At 41.0% G+C, this 17486-nt stretch carries 12 protein-coding genes and 1 tRNA gene; 8 read left to right on the top strand and 5 right to left on the bottom strand.

All coding sequences use genetic code 11. The features are described from left to right. The first annotated feature begins 124 nt into the window (after positions 1-124). Positions 125-198 (top strand) — tRNA-Pro (locus M3O96_RS00720). A gap of 46 nt (positions 199-244) precedes the next feature. On the opposite strand, the gene M3O96_RS00715 is transcribed toward M3O96_RS00720, so the two are convergent. From M3O96_RS00715 to M3O96_RS00705, 3 genes are all read right to left on the bottom strand, one after another. Beyond that, a complete protein-coding gene (locus M3O96_RS00715) occupies positions 245-1600 on the bottom strand; it encodes a sensor histidine kinase (RefSeq protein ID WP_249717660.1) in 1356 nt (451 codons plus the stop codon). Further along, the gene (locus M3O96_RS00710; RefSeq protein ID WP_249717654.1) at positions 1590-2978 is read right to left on the bottom strand and encodes a sigma-54-dependent transcriptional regulator; all 1389 of its coding nucleotides are present in this window, start codon (positions 2976-2978) and stop codon (positions 1590-1592) included. The genes M3O96_RS00715 and M3O96_RS00710 overlap by 11 nt, the downstream gene beginning before the upstream one ends. A gap of 171 nt (positions 2979-3149) precedes the next feature. Beyond that, positions 3150-3383, bottom strand: coding sequence for a hypothetical protein (locus tag M3O96_RS00705; RefSeq protein WP_249717652.1), 234 nt, complete (start codon positions 3381-3383; stop codon positions 3150-3152). 44 nt (positions 3384-3427) lie between these two features. Between M3O96_RS00705 and M3O96_RS00700 the strand changes: the two genes are divergently transcribed. From M3O96_RS00700 to M3O96_RS00675, 6 genes are all read left to right on the top strand, one after another. After that, positions 3428-4678, top strand: coding sequence for an efflux RND transporter periplasmic adaptor subunit (locus M3O96_RS00700; protein ID WP_249717650.1), 1251 nt, complete (start codon positions 3428-3430; stop codon positions 4676-4678). A gap of 126 nt (positions 4679-4804) precedes the next feature. Next, positions 4805-5158 carry a four helix bundle protein gene (locus tag M3O96_RS00695; protein WP_249717648.1) on the top strand — a complete coding sequence of 118 codons (354 nt, stop codon included), beginning with the start codon at positions 4805-4807 and terminating at the stop codon, positions 5156-5158. A gap of 304 nt (positions 5159-5462) precedes the next feature. Continuing rightward, positions 5463-6161 (top strand): ABC transporter ATP-binding protein, encoded by a 699-nt coding sequence (locus M3O96_RS00690; RefSeq protein ID WP_249717646.1) that lies wholly within the window; start codon positions 5463-5465, stop codon positions 6159-6161. A 297-nt stretch (positions 6162-6458) separates the two neighbouring features. Beyond that, on the top strand, positions 6459-8819 hold the full coding sequence (locus M3O96_RS00685) for an ABC transporter permease (RefSeq protein WP_249717642.1): 2361 nt from the start codon (positions 6459-6461) through the stop codon (positions 8817-8819). A gap of 56 nt (positions 8820-8875) precedes the next feature. Continuing rightward, the gene (locus M3O96_RS00680; protein WP_249717639.1) at positions 8876-11245 is read left to right on the top strand and encodes an ABC transporter permease; all 2370 of its coding nucleotides are present in this window, start codon (positions 8876-8878) and stop codon (positions 11243-11245) included. 332 nt (positions 11246-11577) lie between these two features. After that, a complete protein-coding gene (locus M3O96_RS00675; RefSeq protein WP_249717636.1) occupies positions 11578-12093 on the top strand; it encodes a nuclear transport factor 2 family protein in 516 nt (171 codons plus the stop codon). Between the two features lie 256 nt (positions 12094-12349). Here M3O96_RS00675 and M3O96_RS00670 read toward each other — a convergent pair whose 3' ends face one another. Beyond that, positions 12350-12979, bottom strand: coding sequence for a hypothetical protein (locus M3O96_RS00670; RefSeq protein ID WP_249717632.1), 630 nt, complete (start codon positions 12977-12979; stop codon positions 12350-12352). A gap of 509 nt (positions 12980-13488) precedes the next feature. Here M3O96_RS00670 and M3O96_RS00665 point away from each other — a divergent pair. Continuing rightward, the gene (locus M3O96_RS00665) at positions 13489-15957 is read left to right on the top strand and encodes an ABC transporter permease (protein WP_249717630.1); all 2469 of its coding nucleotides are present in this window, start codon (positions 13489-13491) and stop codon (positions 15955-15957) included. Positions 15958-16145: 188 nt separating this feature from the next. Here M3O96_RS00665 and M3O96_RS00660 read toward each other — a convergent pair whose 3' ends face one another. Next, the gene (locus M3O96_RS00660; protein ID WP_249717628.1) at positions 16146-17315 is read right to left on the bottom strand and encodes an FG-GAP repeat domain-containing protein; all 1170 of its coding nucleotides are present in this window, start codon (positions 17313-17315) and stop codon (positions 16146-16148) included. Positions 17316-17486: the final 171 nt, after the last annotated feature.

The raw sequence follows: 17486 nt of genomic DNA, 5'->3' as shown, positions 1-17486 counted from the left end.
GATTGATTTTGGTTGTTGTATTCCATCAGGATATATTTTGAGGTAAAAAAATTGGGAAAGGTATAGAACAAAATTAAGTGCCTCTTTAGAATTATTCAGGAAAATAGTATTTTCGAACCCGAATCGGGGTGTGGCGCAGTCCGGTAGCGTACACGTCTGGGGGGCGTGTGGTCGCAGGTTCAAATCCTGTCACCCCGACAGCAATAAGTTTCAAAGTCTCAATCTCATCGGTTGAGACTTTTTTTCACCCAAACTTCATCGTAAAAACAGTCCTCTGTCCCGGTATCGACTCTACTTCAAGACTTCCCTTATGCAGGTTCATGATTTGTCTAGAGATCGCAAGACCAATGCCGCTGCCGGATTTCTTGGTAGTAAAAAATGGCACAAAAATTCTTTCCAAGGCCTCCGGAACAATTCCCTCTCCATGATCAATAACTTGTATGAAAGGATGCGATTGACTATCAATCCCCGATTTGAGCAAAATGATTCGGGTAGTTGATTTTTCCATCGCTTCTTTGGCGTTTTTGATCAGATTGATCAGGATCATTTGGATGAGGTCCTGGTCAGCTACCAATTCCAGGTCTTTTGGGTTCAATTCTGTTTTCAGTTGGATTTTAGCTTTAGCCAAATCTTCCTTCAATAACACGCAGATATTCTCAAATAATTGCTGAACAGCAAAACGCTTCAATATTGGTTGAGGAATGTTAGTGTAGTCCCGGTATGCATTTACAAAATCAACAAGTCCGGTGCTGCGCTTGGAGATGGTTTCAAGCCCTTCACATAAATCCACATAGCTATCTTTTTCAAGGACCAATTCTCCGGTTTCTTCTTCATGGATATCTTCTTCTAATATAGTGCCCAAGGAATTTGCCAGACTTGCTATAGGCGTCATAGAATTCATGATTTCATGACGGAGAACTTTCGTCAGATTTTGCCAAGCCTGCAGTTCATTTTTTTGCAATTCTGAACGGATATTTTGAAAAGATAGAAGGGTCCAGCTATTTCCCTCCATTTTGAAGGAAGCGGATTGCACGTTGAGATGGATCTCGTTGTTGATTTTGATGGAAAATGAGCCACCCGGTTTGAGTGAAAGGACACTTTTCAATAAATCGACCGATAGTTTCCCCAAGTCATTGATGTCTTTGAATTGCGGAATCTGAAGCAATTGCTTCGCTTCTCCGTTGATCACCCCGATGCGCCCTTGACTGTCAAAGGACAAAATCCCGGTATTGATATGCTGGATCATGATCTGGAGAAAGAGCATCTGCTCCTCTTTTTCAGCTCTTGTCTTTTTAAAAGCTTCGATTACTTCATTGAAAGACATATTCATTTCCTTGAATGAATTTCCAAGTTTACTGTCTTTGGTAAAGGAAGATGAAAAATCAGAATACCGGATTGATTCCAAAAACCTTGTGATTTTCCTGTTAGTGGTATTTCCATAGGAGATCAGATTGACCACTAGAAAAAATACAATCACTGTAAATAGGATTGCTTGGACCATAGATTGGTCTTTCATATAGAAATATAGTCCCAAATAAGCAAATCCTACAATGATCAAAACCCTTGTAAGGATTCCAAATGCAAATGATTTAAAGCCCATAACGTTCCAATCTCCTATATAAAGATGACCTCGTCAGTCCCAATTCCTCAGCAGCACGTGTGATATGACCATTGTGTTTTTGAAGTGCTTTTCGGATCAATATTTTTTCTACATCTTCAATATTCAAATGATCCAGACTTACCATTTCTTCCTGTTTTTCCGGAGAAAGCTGTTTTTGCATAAATAAATCCTCCGGCTGCAGGACACCATGTGAGGTCATGATTACCGCCCGCTCAATGCTGTGCTGAAGCTCACGGATATTTCCAGGCCAATGGTATTTTTGCATGCGTTTGATCAGGGCTTCACCGGCTTTTCGGATTTCCTTGTTGTATTTTTTAGAATAAACTTCAATGAAATGGTTGGCCAAATGGGGAATATCTTCCAATCTCTCCCGTAATGGAGGCAAGGTGATTTCGATGGTATTGATCCTGTACAGTAAATCCTGACGGAATGTATTTTCATACACCATGCTGTGTATTGGCATATTGGTAGCGGATATCAGCCTGATATTGACCGGAGTTGCTTTATTGGCTCCCACACGTGTTACTTCTCTGTTTTGGAGTGCTGCCAAAAGTTTGGATTGGAGTGGGAGTGGAAGATTTCCGATTTCATCCAAAAACAACGTTCCTTTATTTGCCTGCTCAAATCTACCGGCCCTGTCTTCTTTGGCATCCGTAAAGGAGCCTCTTTTGTGCCCGAAAAGCTCACTTTCAAACAATGTGGAAGTGATCGATCCCAAGTCCACGCCGACAAATGCTTCCCTGTATCTTTTGGAATGCCGGTGGATGGCACGGGCAATCAATTCCTTGCCTGTTCCGTTTTCTCCCAAAATCAACACATTCGCATCTGTACCTGCTACCCTTTCGATGGTTTCAAATACCTTCACCATAGAGGCACTTTGTCCGATGATGTCTTTGAACTTGCTGTCAATATCTTGGTAAAGCTGTTGCTGTTGGTTTTTGAGTTGGGAAATCTCCAGTTTAGATTGGCGTAGCTGTAGGGCAGAATTCAACGTGGCCAGTAATTTTTCATTCTCCCAAGGTTTCAATACAAAGTCTGTTGCTCCTTCTTTGATTGCTTTGACAGCCGTGTTGACATCTCCATAGGCGGTAATCAATACCACCACAGCAGAAGAATCAAGCTCCAAAATCCTATCCAGCCAATAGAAACCTTCTTGTCCACTGCTCACATCTTTGGTGAAATTCATGTCCAACAGGATCACATCATATTGTTCATTGATGATAAGGACAGGAAGCAGCCCCGGATTTGTTTCAGTATCTACTTGTCCAAAATGCCTCTTCAAAAATATCTTGGCAGCTTTTAAAAGGTCCTCGTTGTCATCGACGATGAGGATTTTTCCGGTTTTGTTTTCTTTCATAAATTAGACATGAGATATGAGACGTGAGATTTGAGACGCTAGATATGAGATTTAAGAAAGAAAGAAGAATTAAGTAGCTAAGTCCATTTTTTATTAAAACAGCCAGAATTTATAGCATTTGACATTCATTTTTGCCGGCAAGCTCGTACTTCCAACTTCGTACTTCGTACTTCAGAATGCCAAAACTTGTACCGAAATGATACAAACGGACAAAGTGATTTCAAAATCGGTCAATGCATGGAATTTAAGCAGTTTTAACCAATTAAGGTAACCTGACTTCCTCAAAAATTTTGTGCTGATTATTTCATTTTTTGGTCGCCTGCGGACGTTTTTGTTCGAAAAACCTCCCGGTAAAATCAGGATATGCCCTTTTTGAATGTTTTTGAGTGGTTTTTTTGATGGCATGTTAATTGGCAAATGAGAAACAGAAGATTAAAGTAATAATCACAATGGATAGAAAGATTGAGAAAAAGACCTGGACCCCAAAGTTTATCGCGATGATAGCGGGAGGTACTTTATTAGTGGGATTTGTGCTTTACCAATTGGTATTTGCAGACTCTAGGTCTTCCATGAATGTCAATAAAGATAGGATTACCATTGCCACTGTGATTGAAGGGGAATATACTGATTACATACCCGTCAGTGGGACCATCGAACCTGGGGAAGTATTTTTTCTTGACGCCATCGAAAGGGGAAACATCCAAAAGATTGTCCGCGAATCAGGTGCCTTGGTAGAAGTAGGTGATACAATACTCATCCTGACTAATTCTAACCTGCAATTGGATGTCATGCAGCGTGAAACAGATCTATATTTTCAGATCAATAACCTAAGGCAGACCAGGTTATTGCTTGACCAAAATGATTTGAATCAGCAAGGTCAGTTGGCCGAAATCGATTATCAGATTAACCTCCTCAAGCCGCAATATGAAAGATTCAAGGAATTGCATGGTAAGAAATTGATTTCTGATAGAGAATTGGAAGAGGTGCGTGAGCAGTATGATTATAATGTCAAAAGAAAAAGATTGACGTACGAATCTTACAGGAATGATTCTGTGGCCCGATCTATTCAGAAAAGGCAATTGAGGGATTCCGAATCAAGAATGATGCAGTCTCTCAATGGAGTAGGCCATATTTTGGATAACCTCGTCGTCCGTGCCCCCATCAAAGGGCAGCTTTCTACCCAACAAATCGAAGTCGGCCAATCCATCAACAGCGGAGAGCGGTACGGACAGATCGACATTTTGGACAAATTCAAAGTAAAAGTCCAAATAGATGAATTGTACCTGCCAAGAATCAGCACAGGGTTGAAAGGTACATTTACCTTTTCGGGAAGCAGTTATGAAATCGAAATCAACAAAATCTACCCCAATGTGACAGGAGGAAGGTTTGAAGTGGATATGGTATTTACAGGTGAAGCGCCAACAGGAATCCGAAGGGGACAAACCGTACGGATCGGCCTCGAACTTGGTGACAGCAAGCAGGCAATTCTATTACCAACCGGTGGATTCTATAAGGATACAGGAGGAAATTGGGTTTTCGTAGTGGATGAAACTACAGGAAGAGCAGAGAAAAGAAATATCCGACTCAACCGCAAAAATCCTGAGCACTACGAAGTCATCGAAGGCCTCCAACCCGGCGATCGCGTCATCGTCAGCGGGTATGAGAATTTTGGGAAGAATGAGGTGTTGAATTTGAAATGAGACGGAAGACGGAAGAATCCAGGAATTTGAAATTAGTCGTTTAAGTTTGGTTCAATGTGATAATGATTAAGAGAGAAAAATTAAATTGGTTTTGATTATTACTAACCGATTTAATATTAAAATCCTATGATGTTCAAATTTGAAAAAATTACAATATGGCAGAAGGCCATGGATTTCGGAGAAAGTATACATCAATTGGTGTTGAAATTTCCAAATTTTGAAATGTTCGGATTGTCTTCCCAATCTCGACGGGCAGCGGATTCTATTGCTTTGAACATTGCAGAAGGGTCTATTGACCAATCAAATCCCGAACAAAAAAGATTTATGGCATATTCAATTAGATCTTTAGCTGAAGTAATTACCTGCTTGCACAAAGCAAAAAGAAGGGGATATATTTCTGATGAAGAATTTCAATTAAGGTATGAGGAGGCTTACAATCTTATGAATATGATGGTAAGCTTCAAAAGAAACATAAAATAAAAACTTATGATGAATATAATTTATAGTTATCCGGTTCTTTGCGAGTAACCCTATAAAATACTCTAAGCGGGACGGAAGACCGAAGTCGGAAGACCGATGTATCGGGAAATTAAGCCCTCATAACTGAATTAGAATATAGATCTTATCTATTGGTATCATTGCGTACATACATAATATAATTGATCGAATACAGTGGAAGACCAAGAAAAGTTTGAAAATCAAAATTGCCGTCTTCCGTCTTCTGTCTTCCGTCAAAAATTTTCCAAAGAACCTATCTAACAAATAACGACATACCCTACCCCCCATGCAAAACATCATCAAAACCGTCAATCTCAAAAAGCTCTACACCACAGAGGAAGTAGAAACCACAGCGCTGGATGATATCCAGATCGCAATCAAAAAAGGTGAATTCGTCGCCATTATGGGTCCGTCAGGTTGTGGCAAATCAACTTTGCTCAACATCATCGGACTACTGGATAATCCTGATTCGGGACAATATTATTTCATCGAAAATGAAGTAGCGAAATTCTCTGAACGTCAGCGTTCCCAACTGAGAAAAGGAAATATCGGCTTCGTGTTCCAGAGCTTCAACCTCATCGATGAACTCACTGTATTCGAAAATGTGGAGCTTCCACTTTTGTACCTCAAAACACCTGCTGACGAAAGAAAGCGAAGGGTTGAGGAAGTCCTTGGACGGATGAACATCATGCACCGCAAAGACCATTTTCCGCAACAACTTTCCGGTGGTCAGCAGCAAAGGGTAGCCATTGCCCGGGCAATTGTAGCCAAACCTTCAGTGATACTTGCCGATGAACCTACAGGTAATCTTGATTCGGCAAACGGTGAAGAAGTGATGAGACTTTTGGAAGAACTGAACAACGAGGGAACTACCATCGTGATGGTAACCCACTCCCCGCATGACGCCAATTATGCCCACCGGATCATCAACCTGTTTGATGGCAAGGTAGTGACTGAGAATATCAGAGAGCAGTTTCATATTTGAAAAATAGATATAAGACACAAGATACAAGACGCAAGACTTTGGTTACCAAGTAATTTCAAAAGCAGTTTTAATCATTGGTTGTCTTGGATATATACTTTATCAAGAGAGATTCTCAAAACTTTGATCATCTCTCTTGATTTGACCCTAATTCAAGAGGCTATTTGGCCTTTTCCGATTGTTGAATGATTGTTATTTCTGTGACTAGAAAGCTGCATATAACTTGCGACAACAACTAGAACGACTATAACAATTACAACAATTACAACTTTACCAACCTCCCAACCTCCCTCCCACGCCATGCCCAACAACTATCTCAAAATCGCATTAAGGAGCTTCAAAAAGCATAGAATGACATTTTTGATCAATTTGTTTGGGCTTACTTTGGGTTTGACCACCGTGATTTTGATCATGATGTGGGTCAAGGATGAATTGAGCATCAACAGGTACCATGCGCTTGGAGATAGGATTTATACTGTATTTACCAACCATGACAATTCAACAGGAGTAGTTACTATAGAAATCACGCCTGCTGAAATGGCCGAAGCCATGGAAGCTGAACTCTCTCAAGTGGAAATGGCGGCGGCGATTTCACCCTATATCACAGGTGTTTCTTTTGATAATGGGAAGGAATCACAGGTTGCAGATGGGTTTTTTGTCGATCAGGAATACCTGGAAATGTTCAGTATCGACTTTTTGGAAGGGGATAAATCGCAAGCTCTTGCCGACATCAATTCAGTGGTTTTGTCAGAATCAACCGCCATCAGAATTTTCGGATCGCCAAAAGAATCCATTGGAAAAAGTTTGAAATGGTCTGTATTTGAGTTCGGGAACGATGTCATTGTCAGGGGAGTGTATAGAGATTTTGGTTCATTGGATGTAGGCAAACCTGAATTTTTGTTGTCTTTTCCTTTTTTCAAAAAAATGCTTGGAGACGGAGCCCATTGGGATAATTTCAATGCAGGAACGTTTTTGTTGCTGAGGGAAGGAACGGATATAGAGTCATTCAATGCCCAGATCAAAAACTTTATAAAAGATAAAAAAGCAGAGAGCAATGTAACTCCCTTTATCCAGGCTTTTGAAGATAATTACCTCTATGGGTCATATGAAGATGGGAAGGTAGTAGGAGGTAGGATCAATTATGTGTGGATTTTTTCGGCAATAGCCTTTTTCATTCTCTTGATCGCCTGTATCAATTTTATGAATCTGACCACCGCAAGGTCCATGAATAGAATCAAAGAGATCGGAGTCAAAAAGTCGATGGGTGCCAGCCGTGGCGGTTTGTTTAGCCAGTTTATGGTCGAATCGATGCTGCTTACCTTTTTTGCCATGGTGCTGGCATTGGTTTTGGCTGCGGTATTACAGCCGTTTTTCAATCAGGTTACCCTCAAAGAACTCCACCTCAACCTGACAATTTTTGAAGTTTTGATTTTGGTTTTGATTTGGGCATTTACAGGTTTGCTTGCGGGGATTTATCCCTCAGTTTATTTATCAAAGTTCAGACCGATCCAAATCCTCAAAAGCAACCTCAAGGGGAGTTTTGGGGAGCTGTTGGCCCGAAAAGGTTTGGTGGTTTTCCAGTTTTCCATTTCCCTACTTTTGATCATTGGGATATCAGTGATAGGCCGGCAGATGGCCTATATCCAAAACCAAAATCTTGGCTATAACCAATCCCACCTCCTTCAGATCAATTCTTCCTCTCTTTCAGATATCCAACTTGAATCGTTCTTGAATCAGGTAAAAGGGATTCCCGGTGTGGAAAATGCCTCAAGTTTATCCCATCCTCTTGTCGGTTTGATGAGCTCCACCATTGGGCTGAGTTGGGAAGGAAAAGATTCCGAGGAGCAGGTCAAATTTGAAAACATTACGGTCAACATGGATTTGATCGAGACCATGGATTTTGAAATCGTGGAAGGAAGGCCTTTTTCAAGGGATTTTGGTGATGAAAGTTCCAAAATCATCCTCAATGAGGAGGCGATAAAGGTAATCGGATTGGAAGATCCCATTGGCGCCACGGTCAACCTTTGGGGGAATGACATGGAGGTTATCGGGGTATTGAAAGATTTCCATTTTGAATCATTGAAAGAAAAGGTGAAACCAGCCTTTCTTAAATTCGACAAGGCTTTTGCCCAAAAAATAGTCATCCGAATCAATCCTGAAAATCAGTTAGAAACCATTGCTTCTGTCTTCGGAATGTTTGAGGATCTCCATGCACACAAGATGGATTACAGTTTTATGGATGAAGATTTTCAGTCCTTATACCTTCAGGAACAACGGATTTCCAAACTCGCCAGGTATTTTGGATTGGTAGCTATTTTCCTTTCCTGTTTGGGATTATTTGGTCTTGCAGCCTTTACAGTAGAAAACCGCAAAAAAGAAATAGGAGTAAGGAAAGTGCTAGGCGCATCGGTCAGCCAAATTTTAGCCATGATTGTCAAGGATTTTATGCTTTTGGTGGTGGTAGCCATATTGATCATGATTCCTTTGGGATGGTATCTTTCCAATGCTTGGCTCGCGGGTTATGCTTATAAAACCACCCTGAGTTGGTGGCTATTTAGTGCATCGGCAATTGGTCTCTTGGTCATTGCTATGGTTACAGTCAGTTTTCAAGCATTTAAAGCCGCAGCTGCAAATCCGGTAAATTCCTTAAGTTCTGAATGACATAAACTCTGCGTCTATCACGCAGATGAATAAAATCCACATAAACCACAACCACTATGTTTACCAACTATCTTAAAATTGCATTCCGAGGCTTTGCAAGGCATAAGCTGACTTTCTTCATCAACCTTTTCGGGCTTGCACTCGGACTTTGGGCAGCCATTTTGATTGGACTTTGGGTTCAGTCGGAACTGAATATGAACCGGAACTTTGCAGATATTGATCAGGTGTATCAGATCATGGAGCATCAAAAGTACGGCCCGGATATTTTTACTACTACCTCGACGCCGGGTATATTGTTCAAAGAACTAAAAAACGTCTATCCGGAAGTAGAAAGGTCAGCGATTTACACATGGAATGAAAACAACCTTTTTGTAAACGGCGATACCAAAATCAAATTGAATGGTTTTTATGCAGGTGAAGATTATTTGCATATCCTCCAATTTGACATGATTCATGGAGATAGGGATAAAGCCCTTGCAGAAAAAAGCCACATTGTCCTGACCAGAAATGCGGCGATCAAACTCTTTAGCAAAACAGATGTCATTGGAGAAACTGTCCTGATGAAAGAATCGGGAAGTGAGGCGTCATTTATTGTTCAAGGGGTATTGGAAACACCGCCAAACTCCAGTTTGGCAGATTTTGAATATATTCTTCCATTTCAGTTTATGTTTGAAAAACCATTCAATTCATGGTTGAGTGAGTGGGGCAACAATGGTCCAAGCACGATTGTCAAACTGAATAAAGAATCTGATTGGAAAGCTTTTTCAGCCAATCTTGAAAATTTTATCGTTGAGAGAAATGAGGGAAGTAATGTCAAACTATTTGCCTATCCTCAAAAGGAACTTTACCTGCATGGCAAATTTAAAGACGGCATCCAGCAAGGAGGTAGAATAGAGTATGTGAAGTTGTTTGCAGTTATTGGCCTGTTTGTGTTGCTGATCGCCTGTATCAATTTCATGAATCTGTCTACTGCCAAATCCCAGAAAAGGGCGAAGGAAGTCGGTGTTAGAAAAGTGGTTGGAGCGGATAAGGTGGCATTGGTTTATCAGTTTTTGAGCGAATCGCTTTTGATAACGGTATTTTCATCCATTTTGGCATTGTTGCTTGTGGAATTGACCTTACCAGTATTCAATGGACTGACAGGAAAATCGATCAATGTGCCTTATGCTGATGGTTATTTTTGGTTACAATTTTTGGCTGTCATTCTTTTCACGGGAACGGTGGCAGGCAGTTACCCGGCATTTTATCTCTCCGCCACCAAGGTAGTTTCCGTCTTCAGAACCCAAACCAAGTCAGGCAAAGGGATTGCTTTTGCAAGAAAAGGCCTCGTCCTTTTCCAGTTTACCTTGGCTACGATCCTGATTGTCTCTACGGTGGTGGTTTACCAACAAATTGGTTTTGCTTTAAACCAGGATTTGGGTTATGACAAAGAGCAGCTTTTGGTTCTTCCTTTGGAAGGTAAATTGATGGAAAATTATGATGTTTTCAAAAACCGTTTGGCACAAAACTCTGATGTTCAATCCATATCCAGGTCCACCCATGGCCTTTTGGGAAGGAATTCAAACACCGGAGATGTGAGTTGGGAAGGGAAAGATCCTGCTTTCACCGCCTTATTTGAAATCATGAGGGTGGATTATGACTTCTTGGAAACCACTGGAATGAAATTGATCCAAGGAGAAGATTTCAATCCTGCCAAAGGAGCGGATTCCGTACAGGGAGCGATCATCAACAGGAGGGCTTACGAGTTGATCACGCAGGACAACCCGGATGCAGTTTCTTTCAATATGTGGGGAGAGGAGCGCAATATCACAGGGGTGGTAGAGGATTTTCATTTTCAGAGTTTCCATCAAAACATGGAACCTGTCGTCATTCTTCTTGACAAGTCTTTTGCTTCCACTGCATTTATAAGAATAAGGACAGATGAGATTCAACATGCCATTGCCGGTATCAAAACAGTATCCGAAAAGCTTAATCCTGATTTTCCATTTCAGTACACTTTTATGGATGAAAATTATGCCAAAATGTACAATGAAGATTTGAGAATCAGGGATTTGGCTAAGTACTTCAGCATCCTGACCGTACTGATTTCATGCTTGGGATTGTTCGGACTGTCTGCACATGTCGCAGAGCAAAAGACCAAGGAAATCGGCATCCGAAAAGTTTTGGGCGCATCCACAGCCTCTATTCTCCATGTGATCAACAGGGAGTTCATCACCATTGTGGCTTTTGCGATTGCGGTGGGATCGGCGGTAGGGTATTGGGTCATGCAGGATTGGCTTTCGGGCTATGCCTACAAGATCGATTTTGAGTGGTGGTTTATTCCTTTGGCTGCCGGGGTGATATTGTCCATCGCCTACCTCACGGTGACTTTGCAGGCACTCAAAGCGGCACAAGTGAATCCGGCGAGCACATTAAAGAGTGAATAATTAGGAATGAATGCTATCATGGATATGAGCTTTTGGGCCGGCAACCCAATATTCCACATCAAGCGGGTTGGAAGTCGGAAGTCAGATGGACCGGATAGATCAGTCTCCAACTGTGTATTATTTTGCCTTAATATTTTTATGGTATCTAACGCTCATATAAATAATTTTTGTTTGTTTGGTTTAGAAAAGTAGGGGAGACTCTACTTTTTTTTATTTATATCAACTGTAAATGCTTTTTAAAACGCTTAAATTCAGCTAGTTGAACTTGTTTTTTCATACAATTTGTTTAACTTTTACCAATTTAAAATCCACCAACCCAATCTAATATCACTATGAAAAAAGCAATGTTTATCCTCGGATCGTGCGCCATGTTGTTTTCTTGTTCCCAAAAACAGAATTACACCATGCAGTCCCCTGAAATTGACGCAGTAAAAGCAGTTTTTGACTTGTACAACAAAGCGGACGTAGAAGGACAAAGACAATATTATGCAGATTCAGCAAAGATTTATCAAAACACACCTGAATCAAATCCAATTACCGTTGATGAAATGATTTCCCGGCAAAAAGAAGAAGTGGGCACATTTACAGGTTCTACCCTCGAAATAGGCGAAGATGCGATTGAAATGGTCACCACTGACCAAGGTGAAACTTGGGTAAATGTCTGGGGAACTTGGAAAGGAACCATGGCTGTAACAGGTCAAGTTTTCGAAACCCCGGTTCACTCTACATTTAGATTTGTGGAAGGCAAAATCGTCTCCGAACATGGTTATTGGGACAATTCTCCCTATGTCATCGCCTTTATGGAATATGAAGCTTCCCAGAAAGCGGCTGCAGATAGACTACCATAAAGGTTTACTAAGCTTCCCATTTAGAAAAATGAACACCGGGATCGAAGGATTCCGGTTTTTTTTATGCTTTGGCTTTTGTTCAATTTAAAGCATTACCTATTTATAATTGTACAAACTCTCTGAAGTCTTTGCTCAGCATTGTTATTAAATCTCATGAATTGCTCTCTTAAAAATTCAATTGCTTCATGCCTCTCCTTTGGACTATTTTGGAACCAATACAAGAAATCGGAAGTACTATTTTCGAAAGTGGTTATTTTTATAACTTTTTCCATAATGTAGAGATAGCCACTTTTTTCAATCCCAAAACCAATCCTCCCAATCCGATCAAAGCACAGATTCCAAACCAGAATACGGGATCATACCTGTCTGTAAAAAGCCTATATCCGGCTGTAAAAAGAAACAAAACCCATCCTGTGATCTCCCATGACTTTTGGTTTTCTAGCCTGTTTGGTCTGTCAAGAATTATGGGAAGATTGACCAAAAACCTTAATTCATTCCAATGCCAGATCAGTAAAATTGTATTGGCAAACAACATCATGCCTGTGATGACGGGGGTGTAATTGAAATCCATGGAAATTGTGATCACAAAGACATTGAGGATAATCGGGAAATTTACGACTGCACCCAATTTGGCGTATCGCTGTGTCATCAGCAGCATTCCGGCAATCAGCTGTCCCCAACCAATAAACTGCCAATAAATTCCTGTTTTATACATGGTTTCAAAAAAGTGAAAAGCTGTCCCGAAAGCTTCATTTTCACCGCTTTCAGTGGTAAACCTTAATCCCTTGATTTTGATCAGACTGGCAAATACAAATCCACCTCCCAATAAATATCTGGTATATATAATGACAATTTGTGCCAAAAAATTATTCTTAATTTTTTCCATATTTTGCTTTTTACAAAGGGTCGTTTAGGTTTACCAATGCCCTTGAAATATGATGCAAATTTTTACTGAATGTTACAGATCTGATTAATTTCTTATTTCCTTTTTAGATGAAATATAAAGGCTATATCAAAGTGTATTGATTGGGAATCAGTTGATTATTACATTCGTCCGCTCCCGAACAAACTTGTTCGGGTATCAAAGCACACTTTAACCAAACTGCCCATATTTGATGAATTTTTGAGGTTTTGTACTGGCATATCAATGGATAGGATAAATGTGCTGCGCGATATAAATTGAAATATACTTTGTGAAATATGGTTGAAATACGCTGCGTGAAATAAATTGAAATAATGTCCTCGTCGATATAATTTCCCAAAATCACGGTTATTTTGGGAATTAATATCCACCAATATCCAATATCCACAAATATCAATTAAAAGAATATTTCCATTTATTTCTATCTATTTCTACCATATTTCAATTAGCCAATAACCATTAACCAAATGAACATGATCAAAAACTACTTCTTAACCGCCTGGAGAAATATCAAAAGGCAAAAATCTTTTTCTGCCATCAACATTTTTGGTTTGGCGATGGGTTTGGCGTGTTGCCTGATATTATTGGCCTTTGTCAGGCAGGAATTGAGTTATGACCATTTTCATACCAATTCTGACAGGACTTTCAGAGTTGCCCAGAGGGTGGATGGCAACCAAAAATGGGCATGGACAGGGGGTGCAGTTGCCCCAATGATGGTGAAGGAATTTGACCAGGTAGAAAGTGCAGTCAGGATCCACCGTACCAGTACCTACCTCAGACCTGCCGATGGGCCAAATCAAGGAGAAAGTTTTAGAGAAGAGAAATTTACTTTTGCTGATGAAGGTTTTTTTGAGGTGTTTGATTTTCCATTGCTAAGCGGGACTACAACCGGGGTTTTGGATGATCCTTTTCAGATTTTGTTGACGGAATCCATGGCCAAAAAATACTTTGGAGAGGAAGATCCGATTGGGAAAAGTTTGGTTTCTACAGGAGATTTCGAGTTTGTAGTCAAGGGGGTATTGAAAGATTTGCCTTCAAATACCCACCTAGACTTTGATTTTATCACGTCCCTCAATTCCTTCAAAGCCACAGAAAGCTTTCCCTTGACCGCCGAATTCGGGAGTTTTTGGTGGCCATTTTGTTACACTTACGTCAAATTGAAAGACCCTTCGGATGTCCATTTTGTCAACAGCGGCACCATGGAAGCCTCAAAAAAAGCGAGATCAGAGGAGGAAGCCAAAAAGTATATCCCGTTTTTACAGCCTATCACGGACATCCATTTGGACAATACCTATCAAAGTGAATTGAGCCCTAGCACACCCAAGTCCACTGTTTACATTTTCTTAAGCATCGGAATTTTTATCTTGATTTTGGCCTGTATCAATTTTATAAACCTTTCTACTGCCCGAGCCATCAAGCGGATGAAGGAAATTGGAATCAGGAAAGTGACAGGCGCCAAAAAATCACAATTGGTCCTGCAGTTCTTTACCGAATCATTCCTCGTCAATGTTTTCGCAATGGTTTTTGCATTGATCCTCGTTGAGATTTTGTTGCCGGTGTTCTCCGGATTGCTACAACAAGAAATTCCTTTCAATCTTTTTGCCGATGGGCAAGTTTGGTTATTCCTTGTTGTGACTTTGGCGGTTTCCACATTTTTGTCCGGGTTTTTTCCGGCACTGTACCTTTCAGGATTGAAGCCAAATCTGATTTTGAAGGGAACTACTTTTCAGTCCAATAAGAGTGCCTTGAGACAAAGCTTGGTTGTGCTGCAGTTTGTAATGTCCGGAATCTTGGTGTTTTGCGCGACTGTGGCCTATTTCCAACAATCATATATGCGCAAAGCTGATTTGGGTTTTGATAGAGAAAACATCCTTGCTATATCAATGGGGGAAGTATCTCGGTCAAATCGGGAAAGTCTCACCAATGCCTACAAACAGTTTTCATTTGTTGAAAATGTCTTGGGTTCAAGTGCCCGTCCCGGAGTGGATGCAGGTTGGGGACCTCAAATTTCCTATGAAGGTCAAAACCCGAATGGACAAAATTGGATCAACCAACAGTATATAGACTTCAATTATTTTGAAACCATTAGTGTACCGATGGTCGCCGGAAGGGAATTTTCTACTGAATTCAACGACAAAGGCGATGCTTTCAAAATGAGGGAAATTTTTCCCGCTGTCCGAAACGGTGGATTCATCATCAACGAATCACTTGCCAAAATGATGGGCCTCTCTCCTGAAGAAAGCCTCGGAAAACCGATAGAAGTATTCACAGAAGAAAACGGTGAACGTTTTATGGATTTTCATGGCAATGTCGTCGGTGTGGTCAAAGATTATCAAACCTCCGACCTGCGGTTTGCGATACAGCCAACCATCTACTCGCCAGTTCAAAACGGGATTTCCGATAACAGTTCGCACCTTTTGGTCAAAATCAACAGCGAGGACATTCCTCAAGTGACGCAGGCCTTGTCTTCCAAATGGAAAGAAATCAATCCCTCAATCCCATTTGAGTATTCGCTATTGGAAGATAGACTTGTCAAGCAATACGACAGGGAAACAAGACTGAGCAACTTGTTGGGATTGTTCGCTTTATTGACTTTGTTGATTTCAAGTTTGGGTTTGCTTGGTTTGTCCATCTTTATGGCAGAGGGAAGGCGGAAGGAAATCGGAATCCGAAAAGTGATGGGGGCAAGTTCCTTTTCCATTGTCCACCAATTGACCAAAGATTTCCTCAAGCCGGTCATTGTCGCCATTATTTTGGCTTTGCCGATTGGGTATTATATCATGGGTACTTGGCTGGAGCAGTTTGCAAATAAAGTACAGATGCAGGTTGGGTTTTTCTTGCTCACTGCCACAGTTGCAATATTGATAGCTTGGCTGACCATTGCCATCCAATCATGGAGAGCAGCATCTGATAATCCCGTCAATTCGCTTAAGTCGGAATAGTTAAATGATATATGCTGCGCGATATTAAAATGATATATGCTTTGCGATATATAGTAGATATATGCTTCGCGATATAGTAATCCACAATCAAGGCTATTTTGGAATTTAATATCCATGAATATCCAATATCCAAGAATATCTATTTCAAGAATATTTCAATTTTATATCTACCATATATCATTTCAATTTCACCTAGTCCTATTCCAATAAATCTTCAAATTATTGGTTGCCCTTCCTGCTGCAATGATCTCAGGCTTGCCATCGCCATCCAAGTCAGCAACTTGCAGGTCTTCTGTTGCCATGCCGTTTTTATCAATCCAATGGACAGCAAACTTTTCAAATGTCCCATTCTGAGGAATGTAAATCCTGATTCCAAAATCGCCCTCTTTGTTTGCCACTCGCCATCCACCCACAATCTGATGGCTGCCATTTCCCAAAAAATCTCCCCAACCCAAAGCGTGGCCTTCTGCCAAAGTACTGTCCAAAGCTGTCCTGATTTGATTTTCGGAAGAGAATTCATTCATTTCATAAGACACCACCATATTGCCATGCATGGGTTCAACTGTTGCTAAGGCTTTTTTTCCATCCGGTAAATGTTGAAATCGGACCTCACCGACTGCATGGTCTTTGACCAAGCGTTCAACTTTGGAATGGCTTGCCCATTTTCCATCTTTAAAGGAAAAGACCTTAACACCTTCCCGGCCTCCCACCAAAATGGATTCTCCTGTTCCATCTCCCAAGTCTGCAATATCCATGTTGTGAGTCAAGTGCAGAGAAGCGTCAATGATTTCTGTGGTCCAAGTTCCTTTGGGATCTTTTTGTGGTTGGTAAGCCATGACTTTCACTCCTGCTCCTTGGCCCATCCTATTGCCCCGTCCATGAAGTGGAAGAACGATAAGCTGATAATTGTTGTCGTTGATTTTTGCCCAGCGCATCCTGTGAGTAGTCGGTTCATGGTGAAGCTTGACGGAAGTCCATTTTTGTGTAGGATCTTCAGGACGGATCAGGTAATGCACCGAACCGGATTTTTCGGGATCGGTTGTTTCCGAAGGATTCCATTGCGCACCAACGGCCACTTCGACTTTTCCATCCCCGTTGATGTCACGAGCGGCAATGCAGACATTGTCAAATTCAGTCAGGTTTTCGATCATCACAAACCGTTTCCAGTCCCCGTTTCGGTACCATACAAATTGCTTTTTGTCAGCCAATAAAATATCCAGCTTGCCATCCCCGTCAACGTCCCCAATGGCAAGACCATATCCGATCGCAACCTTATCGTCGATCGTCTGCGCTTCAAATGTCGGTTGCAAACCAATTTGAGGAATTTGTAGAATAAGAAATAGCAGTATCGTTAACATATGCCGGTTTTTGGGTATAGGTAAAGATAGGAAATTTGGAGGAAGTAGGGAAATGAGAAGAAGGAGGGGGGACCGTTATCCTGCTTCTCCAGAAGCTGGACTCTATTTTTCCTGCCAAGCCGCAAAAACGCAAAGAAGTATTGCAAAGGGAGGCAAAGGGTATTGAATTTT

The organism is Aquiflexum sp. TKW24L, assembly GCF_023502205.1.
Lineage (GTDB): Bacteria > Bacteroidota > Bacteroidia > Cytophagales > Cyclobacteriaceae > Cognataquiflexum.
The sequence above is the reverse complement of the archived record's forward strand: the minus strand, read 5'-3'. Positions and strand labels throughout refer to the sequence as shown.